Origin of the sequence: Neisseria sp. HMSC70E02 (assembly GCF_001838645.1) — a bacterium.
In the GTDB taxonomy this organism is placed as follows: Bacteria; Pseudomonadota; Gammaproteobacteria; order Burkholderiales; family Neisseriaceae; genus Neisseria; species Neisseria macacae.
Window position 1 is genome coordinate 69630 of record NZ_KV838082.1, and the last position, 22375, is coordinate 92004.

Annotated in this window: 33 protein-coding genes and 1 pseudogene; 22 read left to right on the forward strand and 12 right to left on the reverse strand. The window is 52.5% G+C overall.

Annotated features, from left to right (window positions below):
• Window positions 1–173: 173 nt before the first annotated feature.
• From HMPREF3277_RS05280 to HMPREF3277_RS13610, 11 genes are all read right to left on the reverse strand, one after another.
• On the reverse strand, window positions 174–629 hold the full coding sequence (locus tag HMPREF3277_RS05280; RefSeq protein ID WP_070870262.1) for a hypothetical protein: 456 nt from the start codon (window positions 627–629) through the stop codon (window positions 174–176).
• Window positions 613–1113, reverse strand: coding sequence for a hypothetical protein (locus tag HMPREF3277_RS05285; RefSeq protein ID WP_070870263.1), 501 nt, complete (start codon window positions 1111–1113; stop codon window positions 613–615). Before HMPREF3277_RS05285 ends, HMPREF3277_RS05280 begins: the two co-directional genes overlap by 17 nt.
• On the reverse strand, window positions 1110–1397 hold the full coding sequence (locus tag HMPREF3277_RS05290; protein ID WP_070870264.1) for a hypothetical protein: 288 nt from the start codon (window positions 1395–1397) through the stop codon (window positions 1110–1112). Before HMPREF3277_RS05290 ends, HMPREF3277_RS05285 begins: the two co-directional genes overlap by 4 nt.
• Entirely contained in the window at window positions 1394–1588 is a 195-nt protein-coding gene (locus HMPREF3277_RS05295) for a hypothetical protein (RefSeq protein WP_070539340.1), read from the reverse strand. Before HMPREF3277_RS05295 ends, HMPREF3277_RS05290 begins: the two co-directional genes overlap by 4 nt.
• Window positions 1589–1757: 169 nt before the next feature.
• Complete coding sequence (locus tag HMPREF3277_RS14885; protein ID WP_160311361.1) at window positions 1758–1898, reverse strand: hypothetical protein; 141 nt, start codon at window positions 1896–1898, stop codon at window positions 1758–1760.
• Window positions 1899–1908: 10 nt separating this feature from the next.
• Window positions 1909–2142 carry a hypothetical protein gene (locus tag HMPREF3277_RS05300; RefSeq protein ID WP_049351482.1) on the reverse strand — a complete coding sequence of 78 codons (234 nt, stop codon included), beginning with the start codon at window positions 2140–2142 and terminating at the stop codon, window positions 1909–1911.
• 1 nt (window position 2143) lies between these two features.
• The gene (locus HMPREF3277_RS05305) at window positions 2144–3289 is read right to left on the reverse strand and encodes an ExeA family protein (RefSeq protein ID WP_049351481.1); all 1146 of its coding nucleotides are present in this window, start codon (window positions 3287–3289) and stop codon (window positions 2144–2146) included.
• 42 nt (window positions 3290–3331) lie between these two features.
• Window positions 3332–5098 (reverse strand): DDE-type integrase/transposase/recombinase, encoded by a 1767-nt coding sequence (locus HMPREF3277_RS05310; protein WP_070870346.1) that lies wholly within the window; start codon window positions 5096–5098, stop codon window positions 3332–3334.
• On the reverse strand, window positions 5091–5966 hold the full coding sequence (locus tag HMPREF3277_RS05315) for a hypothetical protein (RefSeq protein WP_070870265.1): 876 nt from the start codon (window positions 5964–5966) through the stop codon (window positions 5091–5093). Before HMPREF3277_RS05315 ends, HMPREF3277_RS05310 begins: the two co-directional genes overlap by 8 nt.
• Before the next feature lie 36 nt (window positions 5967–6002).
• Entirely contained in the window at window positions 6003–6287 is a 285-nt protein-coding gene (locus tag HMPREF3277_RS05320) for an IclR family transcriptional regulator (protein WP_009426279.1), read from the reverse strand.
• Between the two features lie 11 nt (window positions 6288–6298).
• Window positions 6299–6475, reverse strand: coding sequence for a DNA-binding protein (locus tag HMPREF3277_RS13610; protein WP_094113474.1), 177 nt, complete (start codon window positions 6473–6475; stop codon window positions 6299–6301).
• A 116-nt stretch (window positions 6476–6591) separates the two neighbouring features.
• Between HMPREF3277_RS13610 and HMPREF3277_RS05325 the strand changes: the two genes are divergently transcribed.
• The 22 genes and pseudogenes from HMPREF3277_RS05325 (at window position 6592) to parE (ending at window position 21270) form a co-directional block, all read left to right on the forward strand.
• A complete protein-coding gene (locus tag HMPREF3277_RS05325; RefSeq protein WP_070870266.1) occupies window positions 6592–7044 on the forward strand; it encodes a helix-turn-helix domain-containing protein in 453 nt (150 codons plus the stop codon).
• A 9-nt stretch (window positions 7045–7053) separates the two neighbouring features.
• A complete protein-coding gene (locus tag HMPREF3277_RS05330; protein ID WP_070870267.1) occupies window positions 7054–7473 on the forward strand; it encodes a hypothetical protein in 420 nt (139 codons plus the stop codon).
• 6 nt (window positions 7474–7479) lie between these two features.
• Window positions 7480–7749 carry a hypothetical protein gene (locus HMPREF3277_RS05335; protein ID WP_070870268.1) on the forward strand — a complete coding sequence of 90 codons (270 nt, stop codon included), beginning with the start codon at window positions 7480–7482 and terminating at the stop codon, window positions 7747–7749.
• A 50-nt stretch (window positions 7750–7799) separates the two neighbouring features.
• Entirely contained in the window at window positions 7800–8003 is a 204-nt protein-coding gene (locus HMPREF3277_RS05340; RefSeq protein ID WP_141765185.1) for a hypothetical protein, read from the forward strand.
• 22 nt (window positions 8004–8025) lie between these two features.
• The gene (locus HMPREF3277_RS05345; RefSeq protein WP_070870270.1) at window positions 8026–8397 is read left to right on the forward strand and encodes a PH domain-containing protein; all 372 of its coding nucleotides are present in this window, start codon (window positions 8026–8028) and stop codon (window positions 8395–8397) included.
• Window positions 8398–8500: 103 nt separating this feature from the next.
• Window positions 8501–9004 (forward strand): glycoside hydrolase family 108 protein, encoded by a 504-nt coding sequence (locus HMPREF3277_RS05350; protein WP_070870271.1) that lies wholly within the window; start codon window positions 8501–8503, stop codon window positions 9002–9004.
• Window positions 9005–9112: 108 nt separating this feature from the next.
• Entirely contained in the window at window positions 9113–9451 is a 339-nt protein-coding gene (locus tag HMPREF3277_RS05355; protein WP_070870272.1) for a hypothetical protein, read from the forward strand.
• Window positions 9444–9833 (forward strand): hypothetical protein, encoded by a 390-nt coding sequence (locus tag HMPREF3277_RS05360; protein WP_070870273.1) that lies wholly within the window; start codon window positions 9444–9446, stop codon window positions 9831–9833. The genes HMPREF3277_RS05355 and HMPREF3277_RS05360 overlap by 8 nt, the downstream gene beginning before the upstream one ends.
• Window positions 9811–10032 carry a hypothetical protein gene (locus tag HMPREF3277_RS05365; RefSeq protein ID WP_009426269.1) on the forward strand — a complete coding sequence of 74 codons (222 nt, stop codon included), beginning with the start codon at window positions 9811–9813 and terminating at the stop codon, window positions 10030–10032. The genes HMPREF3277_RS05360 and HMPREF3277_RS05365 overlap by 23 nt, the downstream gene beginning before the upstream one ends.
• Window positions 10025–10234, forward strand: a complete 210-nt coding sequence (locus HMPREF3277_RS05370; RefSeq protein WP_070870274.1) for a TraR/DksA family transcriptional regulator — start codon at window positions 10025–10027, stop codon at window positions 10232–10234. Before HMPREF3277_RS05365 ends, HMPREF3277_RS05370 begins: the two co-directional genes overlap by 8 nt.
• 2 nt (window positions 10235–10236) lie before the next feature.
• Window positions 10237–10557, forward strand: a complete 321-nt coding sequence (locus HMPREF3277_RS05375) for a hypothetical protein (RefSeq protein WP_013448349.1) — start codon at window positions 10237–10239, stop codon at window positions 10555–10557.
• A complete protein-coding gene (locus HMPREF3277_RS05380; RefSeq protein WP_070870275.1) occupies window positions 10554–10871 on the forward strand; it encodes a hypothetical protein in 318 nt (105 codons plus the stop codon). The genes HMPREF3277_RS05375 and HMPREF3277_RS05380 overlap by 4 nt, the downstream gene beginning before the upstream one ends.
• A 1-nt stretch (window position 10872) precedes the next feature.
• Window positions 10873–11418 carry a DUF3486 family protein gene (locus HMPREF3277_RS05385; protein ID WP_009426265.1) on the forward strand — a complete coding sequence of 182 codons (546 nt, stop codon included), beginning with the start codon at window positions 10873–10875 and terminating at the stop codon, window positions 11416–11418.
• Window positions 11415–12908 (forward strand): terminase large subunit domain-containing protein, encoded by a 1494-nt coding sequence (locus HMPREF3277_RS05390; protein ID WP_070870276.1) that lies wholly within the window; start codon window positions 11415–11417, stop codon window positions 12906–12908. Before HMPREF3277_RS05385 ends, HMPREF3277_RS05390 begins: the two co-directional genes overlap by 4 nt.
• Before the next feature lie 21 nt (window positions 12909–12929).
• Complete coding sequence (locus HMPREF3277_RS05395; protein ID WP_070870277.1) at window positions 12930–14399, forward strand: DUF935 domain-containing protein; 1470 nt, start codon at window positions 12930–12932, stop codon at window positions 14397–14399.
• On the forward strand, window positions 14396–15298 hold the full coding sequence (locus tag HMPREF3277_RS05400) for a phage head morphogenesis protein (RefSeq protein WP_070870278.1): 903 nt from the start codon (window positions 14396–14398) through the stop codon (window positions 15296–15298). Before HMPREF3277_RS05395 ends, HMPREF3277_RS05400 begins: the two co-directional genes overlap by 4 nt.
• Before the next feature lie 2 nt (window positions 15299–15300).
• Window positions 15301–15744: a phage virion morphogenesis protein gene (locus tag HMPREF3277_RS05405; protein ID WP_070870279.1), complete on the forward strand. Its 444-nt coding sequence runs from the start codon at window positions 15301–15303 to the stop codon at window positions 15742–15744.
• 359 nt (window positions 15745–16103) lie between these two features.
• Complete coding sequence (hisC, locus tag HMPREF3277_RS05410) at window positions 16104–17183, forward strand: histidinol-phosphate transaminase (RefSeq protein ID WP_070870280.1); 1080 nt, start codon at window positions 16104–16106, stop codon at window positions 17181–17183.
• A 29-nt stretch (window positions 17184–17212) separates the two neighbouring features.
• Complete coding sequence (hisB, locus tag HMPREF3277_RS05415; RefSeq protein WP_045074087.1) at window positions 17213–18193, forward strand: imidazoleglycerol-phosphate dehydratase HisB; 981 nt, start codon at window positions 17213–17215, stop codon at window positions 18191–18193.
• A 180-nt stretch (window positions 18194–18373) separates the two neighbouring features.
• Window positions 18374–18481 (forward strand): annotated as a pseudogene (locus HMPREF3277_RS15240) (IS5/IS1182 family transposase); the annotation flags it as partial.
• Window positions 18482–18690: 209 nt separating this feature from the next.
• Complete coding sequence (locus tag HMPREF3277_RS05420) at window positions 18691–19215, forward strand: RNA pyrophosphohydrolase (protein WP_003743450.1); 525 nt, start codon at window positions 18691–18693, stop codon at window positions 19213–19215.
• Between the two features lie 69 nt (window positions 19216–19284).
• Window positions 19285–21270 (forward strand): DNA topoisomerase IV subunit B, encoded by a 1986-nt coding sequence (parE, locus tag HMPREF3277_RS05425; RefSeq protein WP_070870281.1) that lies wholly within the window; start codon window positions 19285–19287, stop codon window positions 21268–21270.
• A gap of 68 nt (window positions 21271–21338) precedes the next feature.
• On the opposite strand, the gene HMPREF3277_RS05430 is transcribed toward parE, so the two are convergent.
• Entirely contained in the window at window positions 21339–22259 is a 921-nt protein-coding gene (locus HMPREF3277_RS05430) for a Hint domain-containing protein (protein WP_070870347.1), read from the reverse strand.
• Window positions 22260–22375 lie beyond the last annotated feature (116 nt).

Below are 22375 nucleotides of genomic sequence, written 5' to 3' on the forward strand. Positions count from 1 at the left end.
CATCCCATTACTCATAATGCTTCCTACGTCCTTCCAATTCCATTGATATTTGCTTTAATAAATCGTCATCAAATCCGTTGTTGGCGGCAAATTTTTCAAACTCTTCCCAGTATTCCGTCAGAAATTCGTTTATTAAGTCGGATTCCTGATTGTCAAAAAACGTACTCATTTGGCTATTTATTTCCCTTCTGCCTTGCGGCATTAATCCTTTTACACTCATCCACCGACCGGTGGCGTGGCCCGTGTATCCAATCCCTGTTCATGCAAGGAGAGCTTTCCAGCAGGCTGAGTGTCTGTTTGAGTTTGGCGGCCTGCGCCTTGCCGTATTCGGTCGGACGGTGCTTCTTTTCCAATTTCGGCACCATCCTGATTTCGGGCGGCGGCAGGTGTTTGATAAGGTCGGCAGGGTTTGGCCACTCTGACGAGGATGCCGCGATAGCCCTAAAGGCTGCCTGTATCCTGATTCCGTCCTGTTCCGGTTGCCACGACCGGCCGCTCAGTATGCCCAACCAAAGTTCGGCGACTGCCGTCAAATCCGCCGAGGCAGGGCGGCCTTTGAGGTTTAGGGCGGCGAGCATCATAAAACCCTGCGCGATTACTTTTTTGAGCCAGTTATTCTTCGCCTCCATTTGACCACTCCATCAAACCGCCCAACCCGCTCCTCAATTTGGTGCTTGCCACCTCTCCCGCGGGAGAGGGTTGGGGAGAGGGCAAAACCGCCGTTCCCGCCGTCTTTTCAGGCGACCAAAACGTAATGTTTTCCAATAAATAACCGTGGCTGGTCAGCGGCGGTGTCAGCTTTCCCGCATCCCGTGCTTCAAGGCATCGTGTTGCCGCCCAAATCCAAGCCTCGCGCGGGGCCGGGTACGTTTTTCGGTTACGGACAATCTTGCCGTCCCGTATCATCGGCGCAATCTCGCCGACAAGCTTTGAAACCCGGTTAAAACTTAAATCCTTTTCTGCGGGGCGAAAAAGCGTCAGATACCGCAATACCGCCTTAAAAAGGTCGTCTGAAATGCCGGTCAGGGCAATCAGGGCTTCGCGGGCATCGTCATGGGCGATTAATACATCCAAGCTCATCACCGCACCGCAGGTAGGGCAGCGTACTTTCATGTTCTCGCCTCCATCAGACTTTTAAGGCTGCAGTAAACCAAGTCGGAAAAATCAATAGCTGCATCACATGCCCGATCACCATCTTCTACATCCACCGGAGGGTAATAAAACAACCCGTTTTTCCAAGATGTATTTGCGGCGACAACCGCATAAACTTCTTCAAGCGTACAGCCCTCATTCAGCTCTTTACTCAGGTAATCTGTATCGCCTTCTTGGTTACCCAAAGCAGCATCCTGAGTAATCTTGATAATGCCGTCGCGGGCGATATTTAGATAAATTGTCATCGCGCCGCCTCCAAATCCTTACGGCTCAAGCACCGCAATGCCGTCTGAACCACATCCTCAACTTCATCCGATAGTTGAGACGACACATACATCATCACAAACTGACCCGATACCGTTGTCAGCTCGGCGGCAAGATGACCGCCTTTCTCCCGCCAAACTGATACTTTTATTTTGCTGTAATCCCTGTTCATTTTTCTGCTCCCGCGGGTTCCAAAACCACGCCTGTTATTTTGTCTGTCTCGCTCATTCCGCCATAAACTGCTTCCCAGTTTTTATCAGCTTCCAGAGCATCCCTTTGTTCTGCCGTTGCCGCGACCGGCTGGCAGGAGGCCAACATGACGGTTAATATCCATAAACCCCTCATTTGTACTGCCCCCTGTCATAGACGTTGATCTGCATAGGCTGTTTTTGGCGGCAAGGTTCGGTCAGCATTGCCTGTATGGCCACGACGATGGACAGCAGCACAATTACAATGGCAAATTCGATTTCATCTTTTTTCATGATTTCCCCTTTATTTTTCAGACTCTTCCGATTCGTTGATTCCGGCCAGAACGGCTAACTCCACTATGTCCTGCCAAGTCAATACAAACCGCTTCCCAGTAGCTTTACTGACGACCATCGGCTCACATCCCACAGAGATTTCCATCGTGTATTCCATGCTGCCGACTTTCCCGGTAGCTACCTGTTTTCTAAGTGGGAGCAGCAAGTGATTGGGGTCAATAAATTTTCCGAATTTGTTATCCATCTCACACCCCCCGTACCACATCGCCGTCAACCATCTCAAAACCAAGCTCCGCCGCCTGATTCATCGCTGCCGCCACCAAGTTGTTGACCGCCAGCGGATAGAGTAGGCTGTTGGTTTCTAATCCCTTGCTCGTGCGGCTTTTGACTGTCAGACGCTCGGCAACTGCATCAATCGCACTCTGGTCTAAAATCTTTGCCATATCCGCATTGACGCGGTCAAATTTGTGCTTGAGATAGCCTTCGAGCTTGCCGTCGGTCAGCGGCAAGAGCGTAACCACTTCGCAGCGTTGCACCACCTCGCGCACCGCAGGATTGTTTTCGCTAAGTTTTTGTGCCAACTCCGTCTGACCGATTAAGACAATCCCGAGCAGGCGTTCAAACCCGTTTTTTAGCTCAAAAAAGCGTTTCAGGTGTTTCAGGGTTGGCAGCGGCAGGCCGTGCGCCTCTTCGATCAAGAGCAAGTGTTTGTTGCCTGCTTTCGCGCTTTCCGACAAAGCGCGGTGGATTTGGCGGAAACGTGCTTCCGGACTGCGTTTAGGGCTGGTTCCCGGCGATACTGCCTCCAAAATGGCCTCGGCAATATGTACTGCCTTAAGCGTTTTGCCTTTTTGGTCGTTGTCCTCCATTGCCAAGACATAAGGCTCGATCAGGATGATTTGTCGGCCTTCGCGGTTGATACGGTCTTGCAGGTCTTCTCGCAGTGTGGATTTACCCGCGCCGCTTTCACCGACCACCGCCACAAAACCGCCGTGGCAGGCCGTCTGAAACATTGCCTCGCGCACATAGCGCACATCCGGCGTCATATACACATCGTCCGCAGACTGGATTTCGTCGTTAAACGGATCGCGGAATAGGCTAAAATGTTGTTTTGCCGCTTGGTTTAAAGTTGCTTTTCGTAGTAACATCTCATTGTCCTTGTCTTCGTAAGTTGCTTGGGCAGGTGCGGCTTCCGGCTCGTTTCTCAGGCTCGCTGGGATTTCCGCACCATTCGTTTCAAAAAATTGTTTCAATTTCCTTCGCAGCTCGGCTGCGTTTTTTTTCGGCCATTGCCCGTGATTGACTACCGCCACCAGCATCGGCTTGCTGCATCCGATTTCGGCTGCCGCGGCGGCATAGGATTTGCCGATTTGCTTAAAGGTCTGTTTCATGCTTTCCCTTTTTTTCAAATGCGACGACGTCGTCGCATTTGCCTAACCGGTTTTATGCAGTTTCAGACGACCCATCGTCTTGAGCCTGTCGTAAACCTCGTCCAATTTGCTCTCGACCACGCCTTCCGGGTAGTGTTTGAGGATGACCGCCATCGCCTGTTTCCAGTCGCCGCCGTCTGCCTCGACGCGGGGTTTTAAGCGTTTGGCGATTTCGACCTTGCTCAATACCTGCTCAGAGACTTCCATCCGGTTGTACGCCATCTGCTGTCCCTGTTTGGGCATAAAGAGCGTATTTCGCGCGGCGAGCGTATCTTCCTGATGTTTGTACGGGTCGATTTCGCCGCCGAATGGGACTGCTTTGTCTTTGCGTTTGGCGGCTGCCGCCTCCAGCGTTTCCGCACCCATCGCCAGCTTGTCCAGCTCTTTTCGATGATGCTGCGCGTCCGTATCGGCAGGGGCTTTGTATTCCGCCCCGATGACCGCGGCGTCAGCCCTGAAGCCCATCTCGTCAAAAACTACTTCGGGTACGGATACCCAAACCTCGTTACCCTCCGCGTCATAAGTGGCGACCCGCGCCCCGTTTACCTCCCAAGGGTTCTTACCGACCAAAACCTTCTGACCGACCAAAATCCCCTTGATGCCTTTCACGCTATATACCCGTCCGCCGAAGCGGATTTCCAAATCCGCCGAGACTTTCGCCTCTTTCGGCGCGCTGATGGCAAGCTCTCGGCAATAATCTGCAGGCGGCGGCAGGATGAGCTGCTCGGGTTTGATTTTGTTCCACGCCTGATAGCGGGTCATGCCGTGGCGGCTGTGCTTTTGCGTACCGTTGTAGTAACGCATCCACCGTTCCGATAAAGCATTGAGCTGGTCGATGTCGTGCACCTCGGTAAAGCGCAACCCGCTCTCAAATGCCGTTTCGACAATATCGTTAGCTTTTTCTACTTGCCCTTTGGCACGCGGATTGCCCGGCTTGTTGATTTGCACATGCACATCCAACGACTTGCACAAATTTTTAAACGCTGCCGAAGTATTCGCGCTGCCCGGGTCAAGCATGACCATGCGCGGTACGCCGCGAAACGGGTCTTTTAACGGGTCTGCCTTTTGCTGCATCATGTAGATGAAAAAGTCGCAGAGGTTCGCGCTGGTCTCGCCGCCGAAGTAATAACGCACCGCAATCGTGCCGGAGGCATGGTCTGTCCCCGTGTACCGCCAGACGCGGTCGTTTTCGATTTTGACGACGTTTTTCGGCTTGTTTTTATAAAACTCCTCTTCCTTCATCACCCGCAGCCCCGTATCCTTACCCTGACGTGGTAGGTAATACAAAACGCACAAACTCGGGTCGATTTGCCAACAATGGTTCGGATGTTCTGATTTCATCCGACTGACCGGGTCGGGTTGGAGCAGTTGGTCGGGATGCAGCTTGTACTCTCGTAAAGCTCGGGTAATAGTGTTTTCAGAAAGGGGGATGACTTCCCCGGTTTCCTCATCAATCCGCGCCGCCTCGATTTTTCCGTTGGCGCGCAGCATTTCCACCGCCTGCCGCACTGACATCAACCGCTTGCCGTTGCGCCTCATCGCCTCCACCAAAACCGCCGAAATCAATTTGGCTTCTTCTGGTTTCAGTTCCGTCTTGCCCGCATCGCTGCGCCGTTTGCGCGTCGGCTTGACGCTGACCGCCTCCAGCTTGCGGTATAGCGTGGCAAGGCTGATGCCCAATTCCTGCGCCTGCTGCTTAAGATATGCAGAGCGTGCGCCGCGTCCCATTGCTTCCGCCTGATTCTCGACTGCCTTAAGACGCTCAATCATTGCCGGATTCATCGCCTTCTCCCGTTTCACCGCCCAACCATTCCGGCACATTGTCTGTCGGTGCTTCGGTCGGAAGGGCATAGCTTTCGCGCAGTTGCTCGCAGTCCAAAATAATTTGATTGAGCGTACCGACCATCTTCGCGCGGTGGTCAAATCCATGCGCCTCGCCGTGAGCCGCCATCTGTTCAAACATCTCGCGCAATCGGCTGATTTGCGAGCGGATACCGACTTCCAAGCTGCCAAGCTGCATCGTCAGCTCGATGCCCACATCCGCAGGTTTAGGCTCTTTGACACCCGTCTGCTTTTTCGACAGCTTTTCTGCCAGCTCATCGACCTTTTTATTTTTATCGGCAATTACCTTATCTTTCGCTTCCGCCGTTTCGCGGCTTTCGCGCAGGGCGACGCGCAGCTCCTTGACCGTCATACGGTCAACATCGTCAAAAGTGTTGCCGTTGACCTCACCGCCTTCGGCAAGCTCCAACAAAGTGTCGTCGTCTTCGACCAACAGCTCGAGCAGTTTGGATTTGCCCAACGTCATCAGCTTAGGCTGCACTTGTTTCATTTTCGGGTCGATAAATCGGAGGGTGGCATTCATCAATCTTTGAGATTCCCGCCGTCCGAGGCCGAATTCTTTTTCAGCGATTTCGGCAAAACGCCCATGCGGCGTATGCTCTTTGATGATGATCAGCGCGCGCCCCAGCTCAAACATCCCTTCCATTGTTTGGCGTACCGCGAATCGTCCTCGCTCAATCCATACCGTCTCGTTGTAGGCCTCGCCGTTCGAAAACTTGTCCATAACCTCCATGCTGTGGATAGCCAGTTCGTTTGCCGTTGCGCCGACCGTATGTCCTAAAATTTCTGTTGCCATTTCTTTTGCTCCTCAAATGCGACGACGTCGTCGCATTTAGTAAATTCGGTTTTCCAATTCTTGCAAGCGCGCATTTAACCGCTCTTGCTGTTTTCTAAATCGCTCTGCAATTTGCAGGGTTTTGATGCCGTAGGCGTAGTTTCCGTTATCCAACTTGACCACCAACCCAGAAGCAATCAAATCATCGAGATCCCTACTGATTTGTGTTGGTGTCATCCCCAGCCCAACCGATAAATCTTTATTACTCAGACCGATAATCGGATGCTCGTCAAGCGCGATAAAGACCCTCAATAGTCGCTGTACCCTTTTACTTTCTGCCATCCGCATCCTCCTTATTTCAGTCCCAGTTTCTTGGCAATTTCGTGCCCCTTGCCGTAGTTGCCTTTACGCTGTCCGCCGACCACCAGATACACATCGCGCGGCTTAAAGCCGTTCTCTCTTGCCCACTGCGCCAGCGTTTGGCCGTTTTGGGCAAAATTTTCTTTTAATTTTTCGATAGTTATAGCCATAGATAGCCCTTTCTCATTGTGATAAAATAGTGAACTGTTTATGTACTAGAAATTAACTAGTGCATTACTGATGCGTGAATTATGAGAAAATTTTTTCTCTTTTTCAAGGATTAAATGTGGAAAATTATTATCTTTTTGGTAACCGATTGAAAGAAGAAAGAAAAAAATTGGGACTAAACCAAGCTGAAATAGCTAAAAAATGTGGTGTTTCTCGTGAAATGTGGGGAAAGTGGGAGCGAGGTGAGAATAAACCTTCAAGTGAAAAACTTTTCTCTTTTGAGCAGATTGGCATAGACGTTCAATACGTCATGCACGGCAGGCGCGGCGAAACAGTCGCCTTGCCGCCTGACTCCTTGAGTCCCGAAGAAAAAGAACTGCTTGCCCTGTTCCGCGAAACGGCAGCAGCCGACCGCGAAATGATTCTGATGGTTGCGCGCAGGGCAGAGAAAAAAGCCGCATTTTCGGCTGAAAAGCCGAGAGTAAAAAACAATACTCATATTGGGAAAGTTGGTCAAATAGTACAGGCAGACAACATAGAAACTGTTAAAGGCGGGAATTTCAAATTTTAAGGAGATAATATGAAAATCGGGAAAGTCGGTCAGTTGATACAGACAGAAAATATCGGGACGATAATATACGGGCAGCATGGCGTTCATACCGAGCAAGAGCTTCGGTTGCGCTTGAAGGAGTGTGCCGAGGATTATAAAAGCCTTCGATACCGGCAATTTTTCAATATTCCCAATATTGCTTCTATCTTATTTATTTTGTTGCTGTCTTTTTTAGTATTTGAATGGTATCGGGAATGGGAGATGCAACCTTTTGGGAGCGGTAATGTAAAAGAGCATTGGACGAATTTTGTGGTTTTGATGATGGCGAATATGGCCTGTTTGTATTGGAAACAGCAAAAAGCTCAAAAAATCAAAAGGCAAAAACAAGAAATTTTAGAAGACTGGCATTACTATAATGACTTGTTGAGAAGAGGCATCTATAGGGACTGACAGACGATGGAACAGATTCTTTCCTTACTTCAACCTAACCAACGCTATACCCCATCCGTCAAAATCCATGGTGAAGATATTGCCGAGTTGAACCGTCAGGCAACCACATACAAAGACAAAAAAAATTGGGATTCCGCACTCTCCTGCCTGTATCGGGCGCGTGAAGTCGCCTTACGACAGTCCGAAGCACAAACCGTTGCTCAACTCCTACGTCTGCCTTTATTTCTCCAGCAGGCAGGCTATTTTGAGGGGCCAAATATGAGTTGGTATATCTGATTGAAAATATGACAGCTTTTATCAAACTCGAAACCAAAGGGTTTGACTGTATGAAATTTCAGACGGCCTTTTATAAAGAAATTTATCTTGAAGCCATCTGCAATAAAGCCGCATTGATTTTCAAAAGGGAAAAAAACAAAGAGACTTCCGCCTTATTTAAGAAAATGGCAGCGGGGCATACGGAAAAAAGGATTGCGGCATTTGACGCACTCAAAGCCGCACAAAAAGAGGCGTTGAGAAAACGCTGTTTTTAAAACTTCAATAAAAGGAAACATGATGGCTGAATTAACGCCCCTGCTTGCTTGGACTTTTACCGAAGAATGTCCGATTCCTGCCGATGTCGGCGAGCTGTTGGTCGCAGGAGAACAGCCCATTGCGGCGTATAAAACCATGCGCGATAGTGCCGTTTTTACCGACAAACGGTTGATTGTTCGTGATGCACAAGGCCTGCGCGGGAAAAAAGTGGAAATCTATTCGTTGCCTTATGCCAATATCAACATGTGGTCTAGTGAAAATGCTGCGGGCTTTTTGGATTTTTCAGCCGAATTGGAACTTTGGACCCGCGCCGGACACATCAAAATCAATCTGCTTAAAGGTATTGATGTCCGAAAATTGGACAAACTTATTGCCGATTGTGTTTTGAGGTAAACAATTCGATTAAAGACGGGTTTTAACCCCCTTTAAAAGCCCATTCAGACGACCTTTTCTAAAATCCCTGTATTGATTTCAACCTCAATACAGGGATTTTTCCATGTCAGACAAATTCAACCAATTCATCAACCGCGTCCTCTCTCACGAGGGCGGTTACGTCAACCATCCCAAAGACCCCGGCGGCGAAACCAACTGGGGCATCACCAAGCGTACCGCAATGGCAAACGGCTTTAACGGTTCCATGCGCGCCATGACCCGCGAACAGGCTATCGGCATTTATCAAAAGGCGTTTTGGGAGCGTTACCACGCAGACCAAATGCCCGAAGCGGTCGCTTTCCAATTTTTTGATGCCTGCGTCAACCACGGTTACGGCAATGCCGCCCGTATGCTCCAACGCGCCGCAGGCGTGCCGGACGACGGCATCATCGGCGAAATCAGTCTCAAAGCCATCAATTCCCTCCCCGAAAACGACCTTTTATTGCGGTTCAACGCCGAGCGTCTGGTCTTTTATACCAAGCTCGGTACGTTCACGTCTTTCGGTAAAGGTTGGGTCCGCCGCGTCGCGCAAAACCTGATCCACGCATCAGCGGACAACATTGATTAAAAAAGGAGCAATCATGTCAAAAAAGTCTTTACTCGCCCTAATGGCCGCCGTGATGTCTCCCAGTTTCAGCGTCGATCTGGGCATTCGTTCAGCTATACCTTCTCAGGGATGTCGGACGATGCCTCACCGTCCAAGCGGGGTAGCGGCAGCGAAACGCGCCGCGAAGAAAAACCGTCAAAAATGACCGGCTTTTTCCGATGGCTGGGCGGTTTAGTCTCCAATCCCGCAACCGGAAAAATCAGCCATACCAAATTATGGGCAAACGTTGCCGCCGCAGCGATGACCTATAAATTCTCGCTCTCGCCCGATGCCCCCGAATGGCTTTGGTGGGCATACGGAGCAATGGTCGGCGGCTACGCCTTAATCAAACGCGGCATTGCCACCGTACCGCAGTTGGCGGAAATCAAAAAATCCGAGAATCCGGAAGAATGGAGCGGCAATGATTGATTTTTTGTACAAAAACAAATCGGCATTGGCATGGCGTGCATTGATTGTTTTGGGCATCTGGCTAAGCGGTTATCACTATGCCGCCGACAAAGCCGATGCCAAGCAAACCGCCCTGATTACCGCCTACCAAAACTCATCAATGGCGGCAGCCAAACAATACGCCGACGAGCTTAAAAAAGCGCAGGCGGAAACGAAGCGTTGGCATGACTTCGCGCAGCATCAAAGCATCGAGCTGGCATCCGCCCTGAGCGAACTGGATAAAAATAAAAACACTTTACAGGAGCAAACGCATGACGCGATTAAAAAAGACGGCAATGGTTTTAACGGTATCGGCTCTAACAGCCTGCACCTATACAACCGTGCCTTCGGATACCCCGATTAAAACCGTACCGACAGTGGATTTGCCGCCTGTATCTACCGGGCTGCTGGTCAAATACGAACGCCCTGAGCGTCCGACCGGCGGCTCACCCGAACAACTCTTAAACCATGCCGTACGTTACGGCGAATACTGCCAAAAATTGGAAGTCCAAGTCTCCGGGTGGCAGGACTGGTACACGAAAGGCCGTCTGAAAAATGACTGATTTTGCCGACCGCGCATCAGAGCGTGAAGCCATATTTTTGGAAGAGTCCCTGGCGAAACATCAAAACACACCGGAACGTGCCGACAGCCTGAGCCATTGCGAAGATTGCGGCAGCCCGATACCGGACGCAAGGCGAAAAGCAGTCAAAGGCTGCACCCGCTGCATCGTTTGCCAAGAATATTTCGAACACGGATGGCCTTAAAAATGGAAAAAACCTTTATACACATCGAATTTTGGCAGTTGGTCGGATTTCTTCTCTCCTTCCTCGGCATCTGTTTTACCTTCGGCAAAATGCTGCTGGCGCAATTCCGCGAGCAGCAGGACGAACGCCAAAAACAGCAAGAGCGCCTGCAAGGCAAAGTCGAAATCATGGAAAACAAACTGGCGGAATTCAACGCCGGACTGCCCCTGACCTATGTTTTGCGGGAAGACTACATCCGCAATCAGGTCGTCCTCGAAGCCAAGCTCGACAACGTCGCCGAAAAACTCACCGAAATATACAAAATGGAAAGCGTAAAGAAATGATTAGCCAAGAATTGATTGCCAAACAACGCCGCGAGGGGATGCGTTGGAACATCATCAACACCCTTAATAAAGCCCGCCCTCATACCACCAGCGAGGCCTTTCTGCTGGACATCATGAACGCGATTTACCCGCAGACCACCGCCACCGAACTGCGCCAGCAGCTCGACTACCTTGCCGACCGCAAAATGGTCGAGCTGAATAAAGCACCGCACGGCTTGTGGTTTGCCGACCTGACCAGTTTGGGTGTCGATATTGCCGAATACACAGTCGAGTGTCGCGCCGGTATCGCCCGCCCCGAAAAAGTGTGGAGCTGATATGGCAAAACGCAGCGTCATCGACCAACTCCCCGAAGCTGTACGCCACGAGTTCGAACGGAAACTCGTCGAAAACGGCTTCGCCGACTATCAGGCATTATCCGAATGGTTGCAGCAACAGGGATACGAAATCAGCCGCTCCGCCGCCCATCGGTACGGCCAAAAAGTACAGCGTCGGTTTGCCGCCATCAAAAACAGCACCGAAGCGGCACGCCTGATTGCCGAAGGTGCGGCAGACGAGGGGGATACCCGCTCCGAAGCCTTGATGGCGATGTTGCAGACAGAGTTGTTTGAGGCATTGGTGCAGATTGGTGAGATGCCCGAAGACGAGTTAAACGCGCTTGACCGCTTCGGTATTATGAGCGAGGGCGCGCGCAAAATCAGCGGGCTGATTACCGCCGGTACGCGCCTGAAGGAATATCAGGCAAAAGTTAAAGCCAAAGTCGAAGCCGCCGCCGAAAACGTGGCCAAGCAGGCAAAAAAAGGCGGGCTGTCCGACGCGGCTGCCGAAGCCATCCGCAAACAGATTTTAGGTATCGCATCATGACGACCAAAACCGAAGACCGAACGCCATCGGCATTGCTGCCTTACCAGCAGCGTTGGTGCGCCGATAACTCTCCCGTCAAACTCTGCGAAAAATCCCGACGCATCGGTCTGAGCTGGGGCGAGGCTGCCGATACCGCCTTACTTGCCGCCTCATCGGGCGGCATGGACGCATGGTACATAGGCTACAACAAAGACATGGCTTTGGAGTTTATCCGCGATTGTGCTAACTGGGCGAAATTCTACGGCTTGGCGGCTGGCGAAATCGAAGAAACCGAAGAAGTGTTTGTTGAAGGAGACGACAAAAAATCCGTCCTCGCCTTCGTCATCCGTTTCGCGTCCGGCTGGCGCGTTACCGCCTTATCCAGCCGCCCCTCAAACCTTCGCGGTAAGCAGGGGCGCGTCATCATTGACGAGGCGGCGTTCCACGAGCAGCTCGGCGAGCTGCTCAAAGCGGCAATGGCATTGCTGATGTGGGGCGGTCAGGTACACATCATCTCTACCCATGACGGTGTGGACAATCCGTTCAACGAGCTGATTACCGACATCCGTGCGGGCAAAAAGCCGTACTCCATCCACCGCATTACTTTCGACGAGGCCGTTTCAGACGGCCTCTACCGCCGCATCTGCCTGCGTTTGGGTAAAGAGTGGATGAAAGAGGGAGAGGAGGCATGGTGCAAAGAGATTCGTGATTTCTACGGCGACGATGCATCCGAAGAGTTGGACTGCATCCCTAAAAACGGCGGCGGCAAATGGCTCAACCGAGCCTTGATTGAGAGCCGTATGAGTCCTTATACGCCGGTTATCAGATACGACCAAAGCGATGAGTTCGGCCTCTTGCCCGAGCCGCGCCGCGCTGCCGAAGTGGCGGACTGGATAGCCGACACCCTGCAACCGCTGCTCGATGGTTTGGATAAAACCCGGATTTCCTTTGTGGGTGAAGACTTTGCCCGCAGCGGAGACCGTACCGTCATCGTCCCTTTGTTGCAGCAGACTAATTTAAGCCTTAAGTCGCCGTTCGTGTTGGAGTTGGGCAATATGCCGTTTGCCCAACAAGAGCAAATCATGAAACACCTGTTGCACGGCTTACCCAATCTGCGCGGAGCGGCATTGGACGCGCGCGGCAACGGTCAATCAATCGCCGAAGCCATGCGCGACGAATTTGGCGCGGAGGTATGCGAGTCGGTCATGCTCTCGGAAAACTGGTACCGCACCCATACAGCTCCGTTCAAAGCCGCACTCGAAGACGGCACGTTGGACGCAATCCCCAAAGACGAAGACATCCTGACCGACCTGCGCGCCTTCGAGCTGGTCAGAGGCGTGCCGCGCATCCCCGATGTACGCACCAAAGGTCAAGACGGCAAAAAACGCCACGGCGACGCGGCGATTGCCTTTGTTCTTGCCCATTACGCCAGCCGCGAGCTGAATACCGGACCGATACGCGTAGCCAGCCGCCGAATCCGCCGAAAAAGCGCATTAACCAAAGGTTATTAAGGTATTTAAAGAGTACATATCATGCCCAAACCCCACCTCAAACTCAAAACCAGTCAAGGCATCATGACCTTCAAGCCGCAGGATTTATCTGCACATCTCGCCGTTTCCCGCCCGTTTTTCAGCGGTTTTGACGGCTGGCTGCCTAATCCCGACCCTGTTTTGCGCAAAATGGGCAGGCAAATCTCCGTTTACCGCGAGCTGATGCGCGACCCATTAGTCGGCTCGCTGGTGCGCCGCCGAAAAGCAGCTGTTGCCCGCCTAGAATGGCGGCTTGAGGGCGACGACACCCCTAAAAATGTCCGGGATTTTATTGATAGCTGGCTGGCTGAAACCGATGTTTACCGCCTGATTAAAGACGTTTTAAACGCCGTTTTTTACGGCTACCAGCCCATCGAGCTGATTTGGCGTACCGATTCTGCATGGCTGCCTGACAAAATCATCGCCAAGCCGCAAGAGTGGTTCGCCTTCAACGACGACGGCGAGTTGCGTTACATCCAAAACGGGTTGACCGATACCGTTCCTCCGCCTTATAAGTTTCTTTGCCCGACACATGAGGCAGATTATCTAAACCCATACGGCTTAGGCGATTTGGGCTTGGTTTTTTGGCTGGTCACCTTCAAACGCGGCGGCCTTAAATTTTGGATGCAGTTCACCGAGAAATACGGTGCGCCTTGGCTGATTGGTAAAGAGCCGCGTTCCAATACCCCGCAGGATACCGACAAGCTGCTAGACGCGCTCGAAGCTCTAATCGGCAACAGCGTCGGCACCATCCCCAACGATTCCAGTGTCGAAATCCACGAGGCAAGCGGCAAGGCATCATCTATTGATGCCTACGACAAGCTCATCCGTTATTGCCGCTCCGAAATCAGCATTGCGCTGCTCGGACAAGACCAAACCACCGAAAAAGACAGTACCCACGCCAGCGCGACCGCTGGTTTGGAGGTAACGGACGACATCCGTGACGGCGATACCCGTATTGTTGAGACGGCATTAAATCAGTTGATAAAGTGGGTGGTGGAGATTAATTTCGGAGACGTATCTGCGCCGAAATTCGTGCTGTTTGAAAACGAGGAGAGCGGCACAAAAGAGCGGGCCGAAAGAGATAAGATGATGGTGGATGCCGGTGCCAAGTTCACCAACCAATACTGGCAGCGCACATACGGCCTTGAGGACGGCGACTTGGCGGACGAAGTCCAACCAACCCAAGAGGGTAGATCTGCTGATTTTGCCGAGTTCGATTTGACGGATGCAGGTTTGGTCATCGACGGACTTGCACCCGATACAGGCATCCTGAATAAACAAGGCGAACGGCTGACTGCCGTTCTAGTGGCTGAATTAAGGCAGGGAGAAACCGCCGAGAACCTGCTTGACCGTCTGTCCGCCGCCTATCCGAATATGGACGATACGGCCTTACAAGACGAGTTGGCACGCCTGATTTTCCTTTCCGACTTGGTCGGCAGGATTGAAGTGGTACAGGAGCTTAAATCATGAACCCCCAAGATATTAAAGCCGTCTTCGGCATGACGCCGGAAGCCGCCGTCGCCTATCTAAAGCAAAAAGGCATTGCCGTATCTTGGGATTGGCAGGATATGTTGGACGACGCGCACGCCACTGCCTTTACGGTGGCCAAAACCGCCAAAATGGATGTACTCTCCGACATCTATTCCGCCGTCGTCGATGCCGCTGAACAAGGGCGGACACTGGAAGAATTCAGCCGCGAACTCGCCCCCGTCTTGCAACGCAAAGGCTGGTGGGGCAGGCAGGAAGTTAAAAATCCCGAAGGCGAAACCCAAAGCGTACAGCTCGGCAGCCCCCACCGCCTGAAAACCATTTATCTGACCAATATGCAGTCAGCCTACATGGCGGGTCGCTACGCCGAAATGATGGACTCCATCGATACGCACCCTTATTGGCAGTACGTCGCCATCAACGACAGCCGCACCCGCGAAACCCACCGTATGATGCACAACCGTGTCTATGCCGCAGACGACCCTGTTTGGGATACCTTATATCCACCGCTTGATTTCCGCTGTCGGTGCCGCGTCAAACCCCTGTCGCGCAGTGCGGGAGAAGGGCGCGTCCAACCCCGTCCGACGCTTGAAACCATTACCGTCGATATAGGTTCAAATCCCTATACCGGCGAGGAGCGTTACGCACAACGTACCGGCATCCGTATCAATAACAAATTTATCGCACCAAATGCAGGCTTCAATGCCAACCAAGGCAAATCCATGCTGTCCCGCATGGCGCAAATCGCCATAGACAAAGCGCAGGCAACCCATCCGGACATCGCCCGTATCGCCATCAAGACCATGATGGCTAACCGAAAATTCAAAAACGCCCTAACCCCCGAATCATTGGCATGGGTGCGTGAATTATTGAGGGGCTGACCATGCTTGAGATTAAATTAGATGCAGAGAGGCTCGACCACGGTTTAAGTACACTGCTCAAAAACGCCACCGATACCCGCACCATGATGCGGGGCATCGCCACCGAGCTGCTGTCCATGACCGAAGAAAACTTCGAATCCGAAGGTTGGGGCGGACAGCGGTGGAAACAAAGCCGTCGCGCCGCAGATGAAGGAGGCAAAACCCTGCAAAAAAGCGGGCAACTCGCCGCCAGCCTGACCACACAGGTTGGCAGCAACTATGCCCGCATCGGCAGCAACAAAAAATACGCCGCCATCCACCACCTCGGCGGCCAAGCGGGGCGCGGCCACAAAACCAACCTCCCCGCGCGCCCCTATCTCCCCATCAACGGCAACAACCAACCCCAACCAGACGCCGAACGCCGAATCCTAGACATCGCCATCGCTGCCCTCAAAAAAGGACTCTGACAACAAAAAACGGACGAGAAAAAACCGTCCGTTTTTTGTTTCACTATTTGCAACTCTTTTTCACTTTTTCCATCCCGCCTAATCCCCCATCATCCCACTTCTTCCCATTTATCTCATCATTCCTATATATTTATCTCATTGGGTTTCACCAATCTCCCTATTTAAGTTTGCTTATCAATAAAAACAGACAAAGCAGCCCAAGAATATTCAAAAAATATCTTTGAATTCAATATTTATATCAAACCTTCATTATAAAAATAATATAAACACCCCATTTATTAATTATATTAATGTCAACACTCTGATTTTGTGCTATATTGTGACGAAATAACCATTATTCAGAAATTGAGAAGAAAACTATGAAAACCGCCTCCGACTTCATCCGCGACGACATCAAATCCATGTCCGCCTACCGAATTGCCGACTTGCCCGAAGGCTTCATCAAGCTGGATGCGATGGAAAGTCCGTATCATCCGTTTGCCCGTTTTCCCGAGCTGTCAAACGAATGGCTGCGGCTGATTGCCCAAGCGCCGATTCAGCTTTATCCCAACCCCGCCGCCAGCGGGCTTCAGGAAACTTTAAGAAAAGCCTTCGATATTCCTGAAGCCGCCGCCATCGCTTTAGGAAACGGCTCGGATGAGTTAATCCAATTCTTGACCCTGCTCGTTGCCCAATCCGGCGCAACCATGCTCGCGGTTGAACCGAGTTTTGTAATGTATCGGCACAATGCCGAGCTGTACGGCATGAATTACGTCGGCGTGCCGCTCAATGAAGATTTCACGCTTGATTTGCCCGCCGTTTTATCCGCCATTGAAAAACATCAGCCCGCGTTGATTTTCATCGCCTATCCGAACAATCCGACAGGCGTATGCTTCCGCCGCGAAGAAGTCGAAGCCATTATCCGCGCGGCGCAGGGTATCGTCGTTGTCGATGAAGCATACGGCGCATTCAGCCGCGACAGTTTTCTGCCGCAGGCAGGCAGCGTTGAAAATCTGGTCGTGATGCGCACCATCAGCAAAATCGGTTTTGCCGGACTGCGCATCGGCTATGCGGCAGGAAGCCCCGCCGTACTGGGCGAGCTGGCGAAAATCCTGCCGCCCTACAATATGAACCAATTAAGCTTGGCGACCGCCAAATTCGCCCTGCAACACCACGACGCGATTCAGACGACCATCGATATTTTGAAAGCCGAACGCGAACGCGTTTTCAGCGAATTGTCCGCCATAGGTCGTCTGAAAGCCTTCCCCAGCGAAGCGAATTTCATTACCGTGCGTGTTCCCGATGCGGACGCATTGTTTAACACGCTTAAAGAAAACCGCATCCTGATTAAGAAACTCCACGGCACGCATCCGCTTTTGGCGCAATGCGTCCGCATTACCATCGGCAGTCCCGAGCAAAACGATGCCGTACTGGACATTATCCGCAAGCTTTATGCCTGATTTTTTAAAACCTCACAGAGAGTAAAATTATGACCATCACTCAACTCCACCTTGCCAATTTCCTGCAGCTTGTTGAAGAAGCAGGCTCGCTGACCAAACTTGCCCGCAAATGCGGTTACGACAACGCGGCATCCCTGTCCCAACTGAAACGCCGCCTTGAAGAGCAGGCAGAAGACGAAAAAGCGCGCGGCATCCGCCCCAGCCTTGCCGCCAAACTCGAAGCCGGCATGCACAAACGCAAAGGCTGGTTAAACCGCGACCACAGCAAAGATAAAGAAAAAGCCGCAGCCGCCGAAGCCGCCCGCCAAGAGCGTGCCGCCCAAGAAGCCGCAGCCGCTGCACCGGCATTCCATATGCCCGCAGAAGGCCGCGCAGTCAGCATCACCCGCAACACCAGCGAAACCCAAATCACCCTCAGCCTCAACCTCGACGGCACCGGACAATACCGCCTCGACACCGGCGTCCCCTTCCTTGAGCATATGCTTGCCCAAGTCGCCCGCCACGGCATGATCGACCTCGACATCACCTGCAAAGGCGATTTGCACATCGACGACCACCACACCGTCGAAGACATCGGTATCGTACTCGGACAAGCCCTGAAACAAGCCTTGGGCAGCAAAGCCGGTATCCGCCGTTACGGCCATGCCTACGTTCCGCTCGACGAAGCCTTGAGCCGCGTTGTCATCGACCTCTCCGGCCGTCCCGGACTCGTGTACAACATCGACTTCACCCGTGCCCTCATCGGACGTTTTGACGTTGACCTGTTTGAAGAATTCTTCCACGGCGTCGTCAACCACAGCATGATGACCCTGCACATCGACAACCTCAGCGGCAGCAACGCCCACCACCAAGCCGAAACCGTATTCAAAGCCTTCGGCCGCGCCCTGCGCATGGCGGCAGAATACGACCCGCGCATGGCAGGACAAACCCCGTCCACCAAAGGCACCTTGAGCGACGAATCCGTTGCCGTTGAAGTTACCGTTGAAGAAGAAGCGCAAAGCGAAGCGTAATCCGCTTTAAAAAAGGTCGTCTGAAAACCGGAAAATAGGTTTTCAGACGACCTTTGCGTTTGCAGCAGGCATTGTTCCAAACAGCAATCGGCAAAAACATCGCAAATGAAAGCAGAAAGCATCCGCTCCCGCCCTCTTTCCCGCATCGGCGCGAACCCATCTTAAATCGCAGACAACCCAAAATATAGTGGATTAAATTTAAATCAGGACAAGGCGCCGAAGCCGCAGACAGTACAGATAGTACGGCAAGGCGAGGTAACGCCGTACTGGTTTAAAGTTAATCCACTATAAAAATCCATAGTTCAAATCTCACCCACAAATTCCGTTCTTCAAAAGCATCTTGTCAAACCATGCACCCTGTTTCCCTATCATTACCCACAAACCCCTAAAAGGTCGTCTGAAAACAGGCATAACAAATTTTCAGACGACCTCCGATTTGTCAAACCCGCCCGATTTATGGGAAAATCGCACGATTGAATTTAACGAAGGGCGACACCGTGTTAGACAGAGAAGGCTATCGCCCCAATGTCGGTATCATCTTAATCAACAACCGCAACGAAGTCTTTTGGGGCAAGCGTGTGCGTGAACATTCGTGGCAGTTCCCGCAAGGCGGCATCAAGCCGGGCGAAAGCCCCGAAACCGCCATGTACCGCGAGCTGTACGAAGAAGTCGGGCTGTTGCCGCAACATATCAAAATCGTCGGCCGCACGCGCGACTGGCTGCGTTATGACGTGCCGAGCCACTGGGTACGCCGCGAATGGCGCGGTTCGTATCGCGGGCAGAAGCAGATTTGGTATCTTTTGCGGCTGGTCGGGCGCGACAGCGACATCAATCTGCGCGCCTGCCACCATCCCGAATTTGACGGCTGGCGTTGGCACCAATATTGGGCTCCCGTTGACGAAGTGATTGATTTTAAACGCGACGTTTACTTGGGTGCATTAAAAGAACTCTCCTCCCGCTTCCTGCGCGGCATGGAAAGCTACGAAGACTTTACCGCGCGCCTGCCTTTTGACAACCGATAAAATAACGAAACGCAACGCTTTCAGGTCGTCTGAAAGCGTTGTTCTTCCTTTCAGACGACCTCTTCCCCTATGACTAAAAACAACCAATACAGCGAATCCAGCATCACCGTCCTCAAAGGCTTGGAGCCGGTCAAAGAACGTCCCGGCATGTACACACGCACCGACAGCCCGACCCACATCTGCCAAGAAGTCATCGACAACGCGGCGGACGAGGCGTTGGGCGGTTTCGCCACTGAAATCGACGTGCGCATCCACGACGACGGTTCGCTTTCCGTGCGCGACAATGGGCGCGGCATTCCCGTCGGGCTGCACCCTATCGAAGGCGTGCCCGTGGTCGAACTCGTATTCACCCGTCTGCACGCGGGCGGTAAGTTCAATAAAAAAGACGGCGGCAGCGCGTATGCCTTTTCAGGCGGCCTGCACGGCGTGGGCGTATCCGTCACCAACGCCCTCTCCACCCGCCTTGAGGTCACCGTCAAACGCGAAGGCAAAATCCACCGCATCGTGTTTGCTGGCGGCGATGTGGTCGAACCGTTGGCGGAAGTGGGCAAATGCGCCGTCAAAGACAGCGGCACCGAAGTGCGCGTTTGGCCGGACGGCAAATATTTTGAAAGCCCGAATTACAGCATTCCCGAACTCGAACGCCTGCTGCGCGCCAAAGCCGTGCTACTGCCGGGCGTGCGCGTTTCCCTGACCCGCCCGGTCAAAGGCGAAGACGAAGCGCACACCCAAACCTGGCACTACCCCGACGGTCTGAAAAGCTATCTGACCGACCTGATTGCCGACGCGCAGGAAGCCGTGCCGCTGTTCTCCTGCGAAAACTACATTTCAGACGACCACAACGGCGATTTCAGCATCGGCGAAGGCGCCGCCTTTGCCCTGACTTGGCTGGAAGAAGGTTCGTGCGCCAACGAAAGCTACGTCAACCTCATCCCCACCCCGCTGGGCGGCACGCACGAAGCAGGTTTGAAACAAGCCGTGTTCAACGCCGTCAACAACTTCATCAACCTGCACAACCTTTTACCGCGCGGCGTGAAAGTGCAAAGCGACGACGTGTTCAGCAAAACCGCCTTCGTCCTCTCCGCCCGCGTCCTCGACCCGCAGTTCCAAGGTCAGACCAAAGACAAACTGACCAACCGCGACGCGCTGAAACTTGTCGCCGCCGTAGCGGGCGACCCTTTGGAATTGTGGCTGAACCAAAACGTGGACTTCGGTAAAAAAATCGCCGAACTCGCCATCCGTCAGGCACAGGCGCGGATGCGTTCAGTTAAAAAAATCGAAAAGAAAAAAGGCAGCGGCGTCGCCGTCCTGCCCGGCAAACTGACTGACTGCGAAAGCGAAGACATCCGCGAAAACGAACTCTTCCTCGTTGAAGGCGATTCCGCCGGCGGCTCCGCCAAACTCGCCCGCGACAAAGCCACCCAAGCCATCCTGCCCCTGCGCGGCAAAGTGCTCAACAGCTTCGAAGTCCACCCCGACCAGCTTTTCGGCAACGCCGAAATCCACGACATTTCCGTCGCCATCGGCGTCGATCCGCACGGCATCAACGACAATCCCGATTTAAGCGGCCTGCGCTACGGCAAAATCGCCATCTTGTCCGATGCCGACGTGGACGGCTCTCATATTCAAGTTTTGCTGCTGACCCTGTTCTACCGCCACTTCCCGAAACTGGTCGCCGACGGACACATCTACGTCGCCCAGCCGCCGCTGTTCCGCGTCGATGTCAACGCACAAGGCAAAAGCAAACCCGCCCGCAAATTCTACGCCCTCGACCAAAACGAACTCGACAGCATTTTGGAGCGGCTGCAAAAAGAAGGCGTCAAAGAAACTGCCTACTCCATCAGTCGTTTCAAAGGCTTAGGCGAGATGAATCCCGACCAGCTCAAAGACACCACCATGCACCCTGATACCCGCCGCCTGTTGCAGGTGCAAATCCCCGAAGGCGCGGATGACGAAACACGCGACATCTTCGTCAAACTGATGGGCAAAGGCGAAGCCGCCGCCCGCCGCGCATGGATGGAAAAAGAAGGCGATACGGCAGAATTGGATATTTGACGCCGTTGGTTTGAAAAGCAAAAAGGTCGTCTGAAAATTTCAGACGACCTTTGTTGCAAACAGCGGCGTTATGGTTGCCCGCCGTCGCAGATTTCCAGGCTGTCCACCCGGCTGCTCCGCTCTGCGCCGCAGTTTTGGTTGTGTACCAAAATACCTCCCATACTTACACAATAAGTGTGATAATCCTCGACCTCAATGTTATAAACCGTGGTGCGGTAAGGGTGGTAATGCCGTTGTCCGTCTTCATCCACATACAGCAGGTTCTCATCATTCGGCACGTCCAACCAATCCGTTGTTGGGTTATATAGTGATTCGGTAGTAAGTGTCATCTCATAGCTGTTGCCCCGATCCGACTGCTCCCAACCGTAGGCCAGGTTGGTCGGCTGTACCCAGGCTTGATCGGTATCGCGGTAGGCATACAGCGGGCGGTAATCCTCTACTACATAATAATCACGAACACCCAACACCACGTCTCCGCGCTCAAGCTGGTCGGCGCGCTTCCACACCGGTTGTTCGTACAGCCGCATTTCATAGGGCGTGTGCTTAAATGCCCACAGGGCTTCGTATCTCGCCCTTCCTTCATCCCCGGCAAACACGTCTTCACCGTCGTCGTAATCACAGCCCTTCCAATAGGCACCGAGCTTACCGAATTGGGGATGCTCAAGAATCAGGTTGGTAACCACGCCGTACACGCAGAACGGGTGGTTTGGGGTAGCTATTAAAATTCGACCTCCTCCACTTCTTTCAGGAAATTGAGAAAATTTCAGCATCACCACTTCCTTGTCCTCATAACGGAAGGTGTTCACCACCCGTTTGGGCACGGCCTCGCCGATGCCGTTTTCAGGACGTGACATCACCAAATCGCCTACCTTCAGTTCGTCTATCGGCGTCCAGCCTTCTTCCGTTTCCACCAAGGTGCCCTTCATAAAGCAGCCCATGCTGGAGGATAGGGCGTTTTCTGCGGCGTGTTGTCCATTCAATTTGTTCATATTGTTTCCCGAAATTGTGTTTTTAAAAGTTTCTGATTGGAAAAAATAGCTATGATAAATACCCCATTCATTGCCGCTCATTAGGTCGTCTGAAAATTTCAGACGACCTTTGTTGC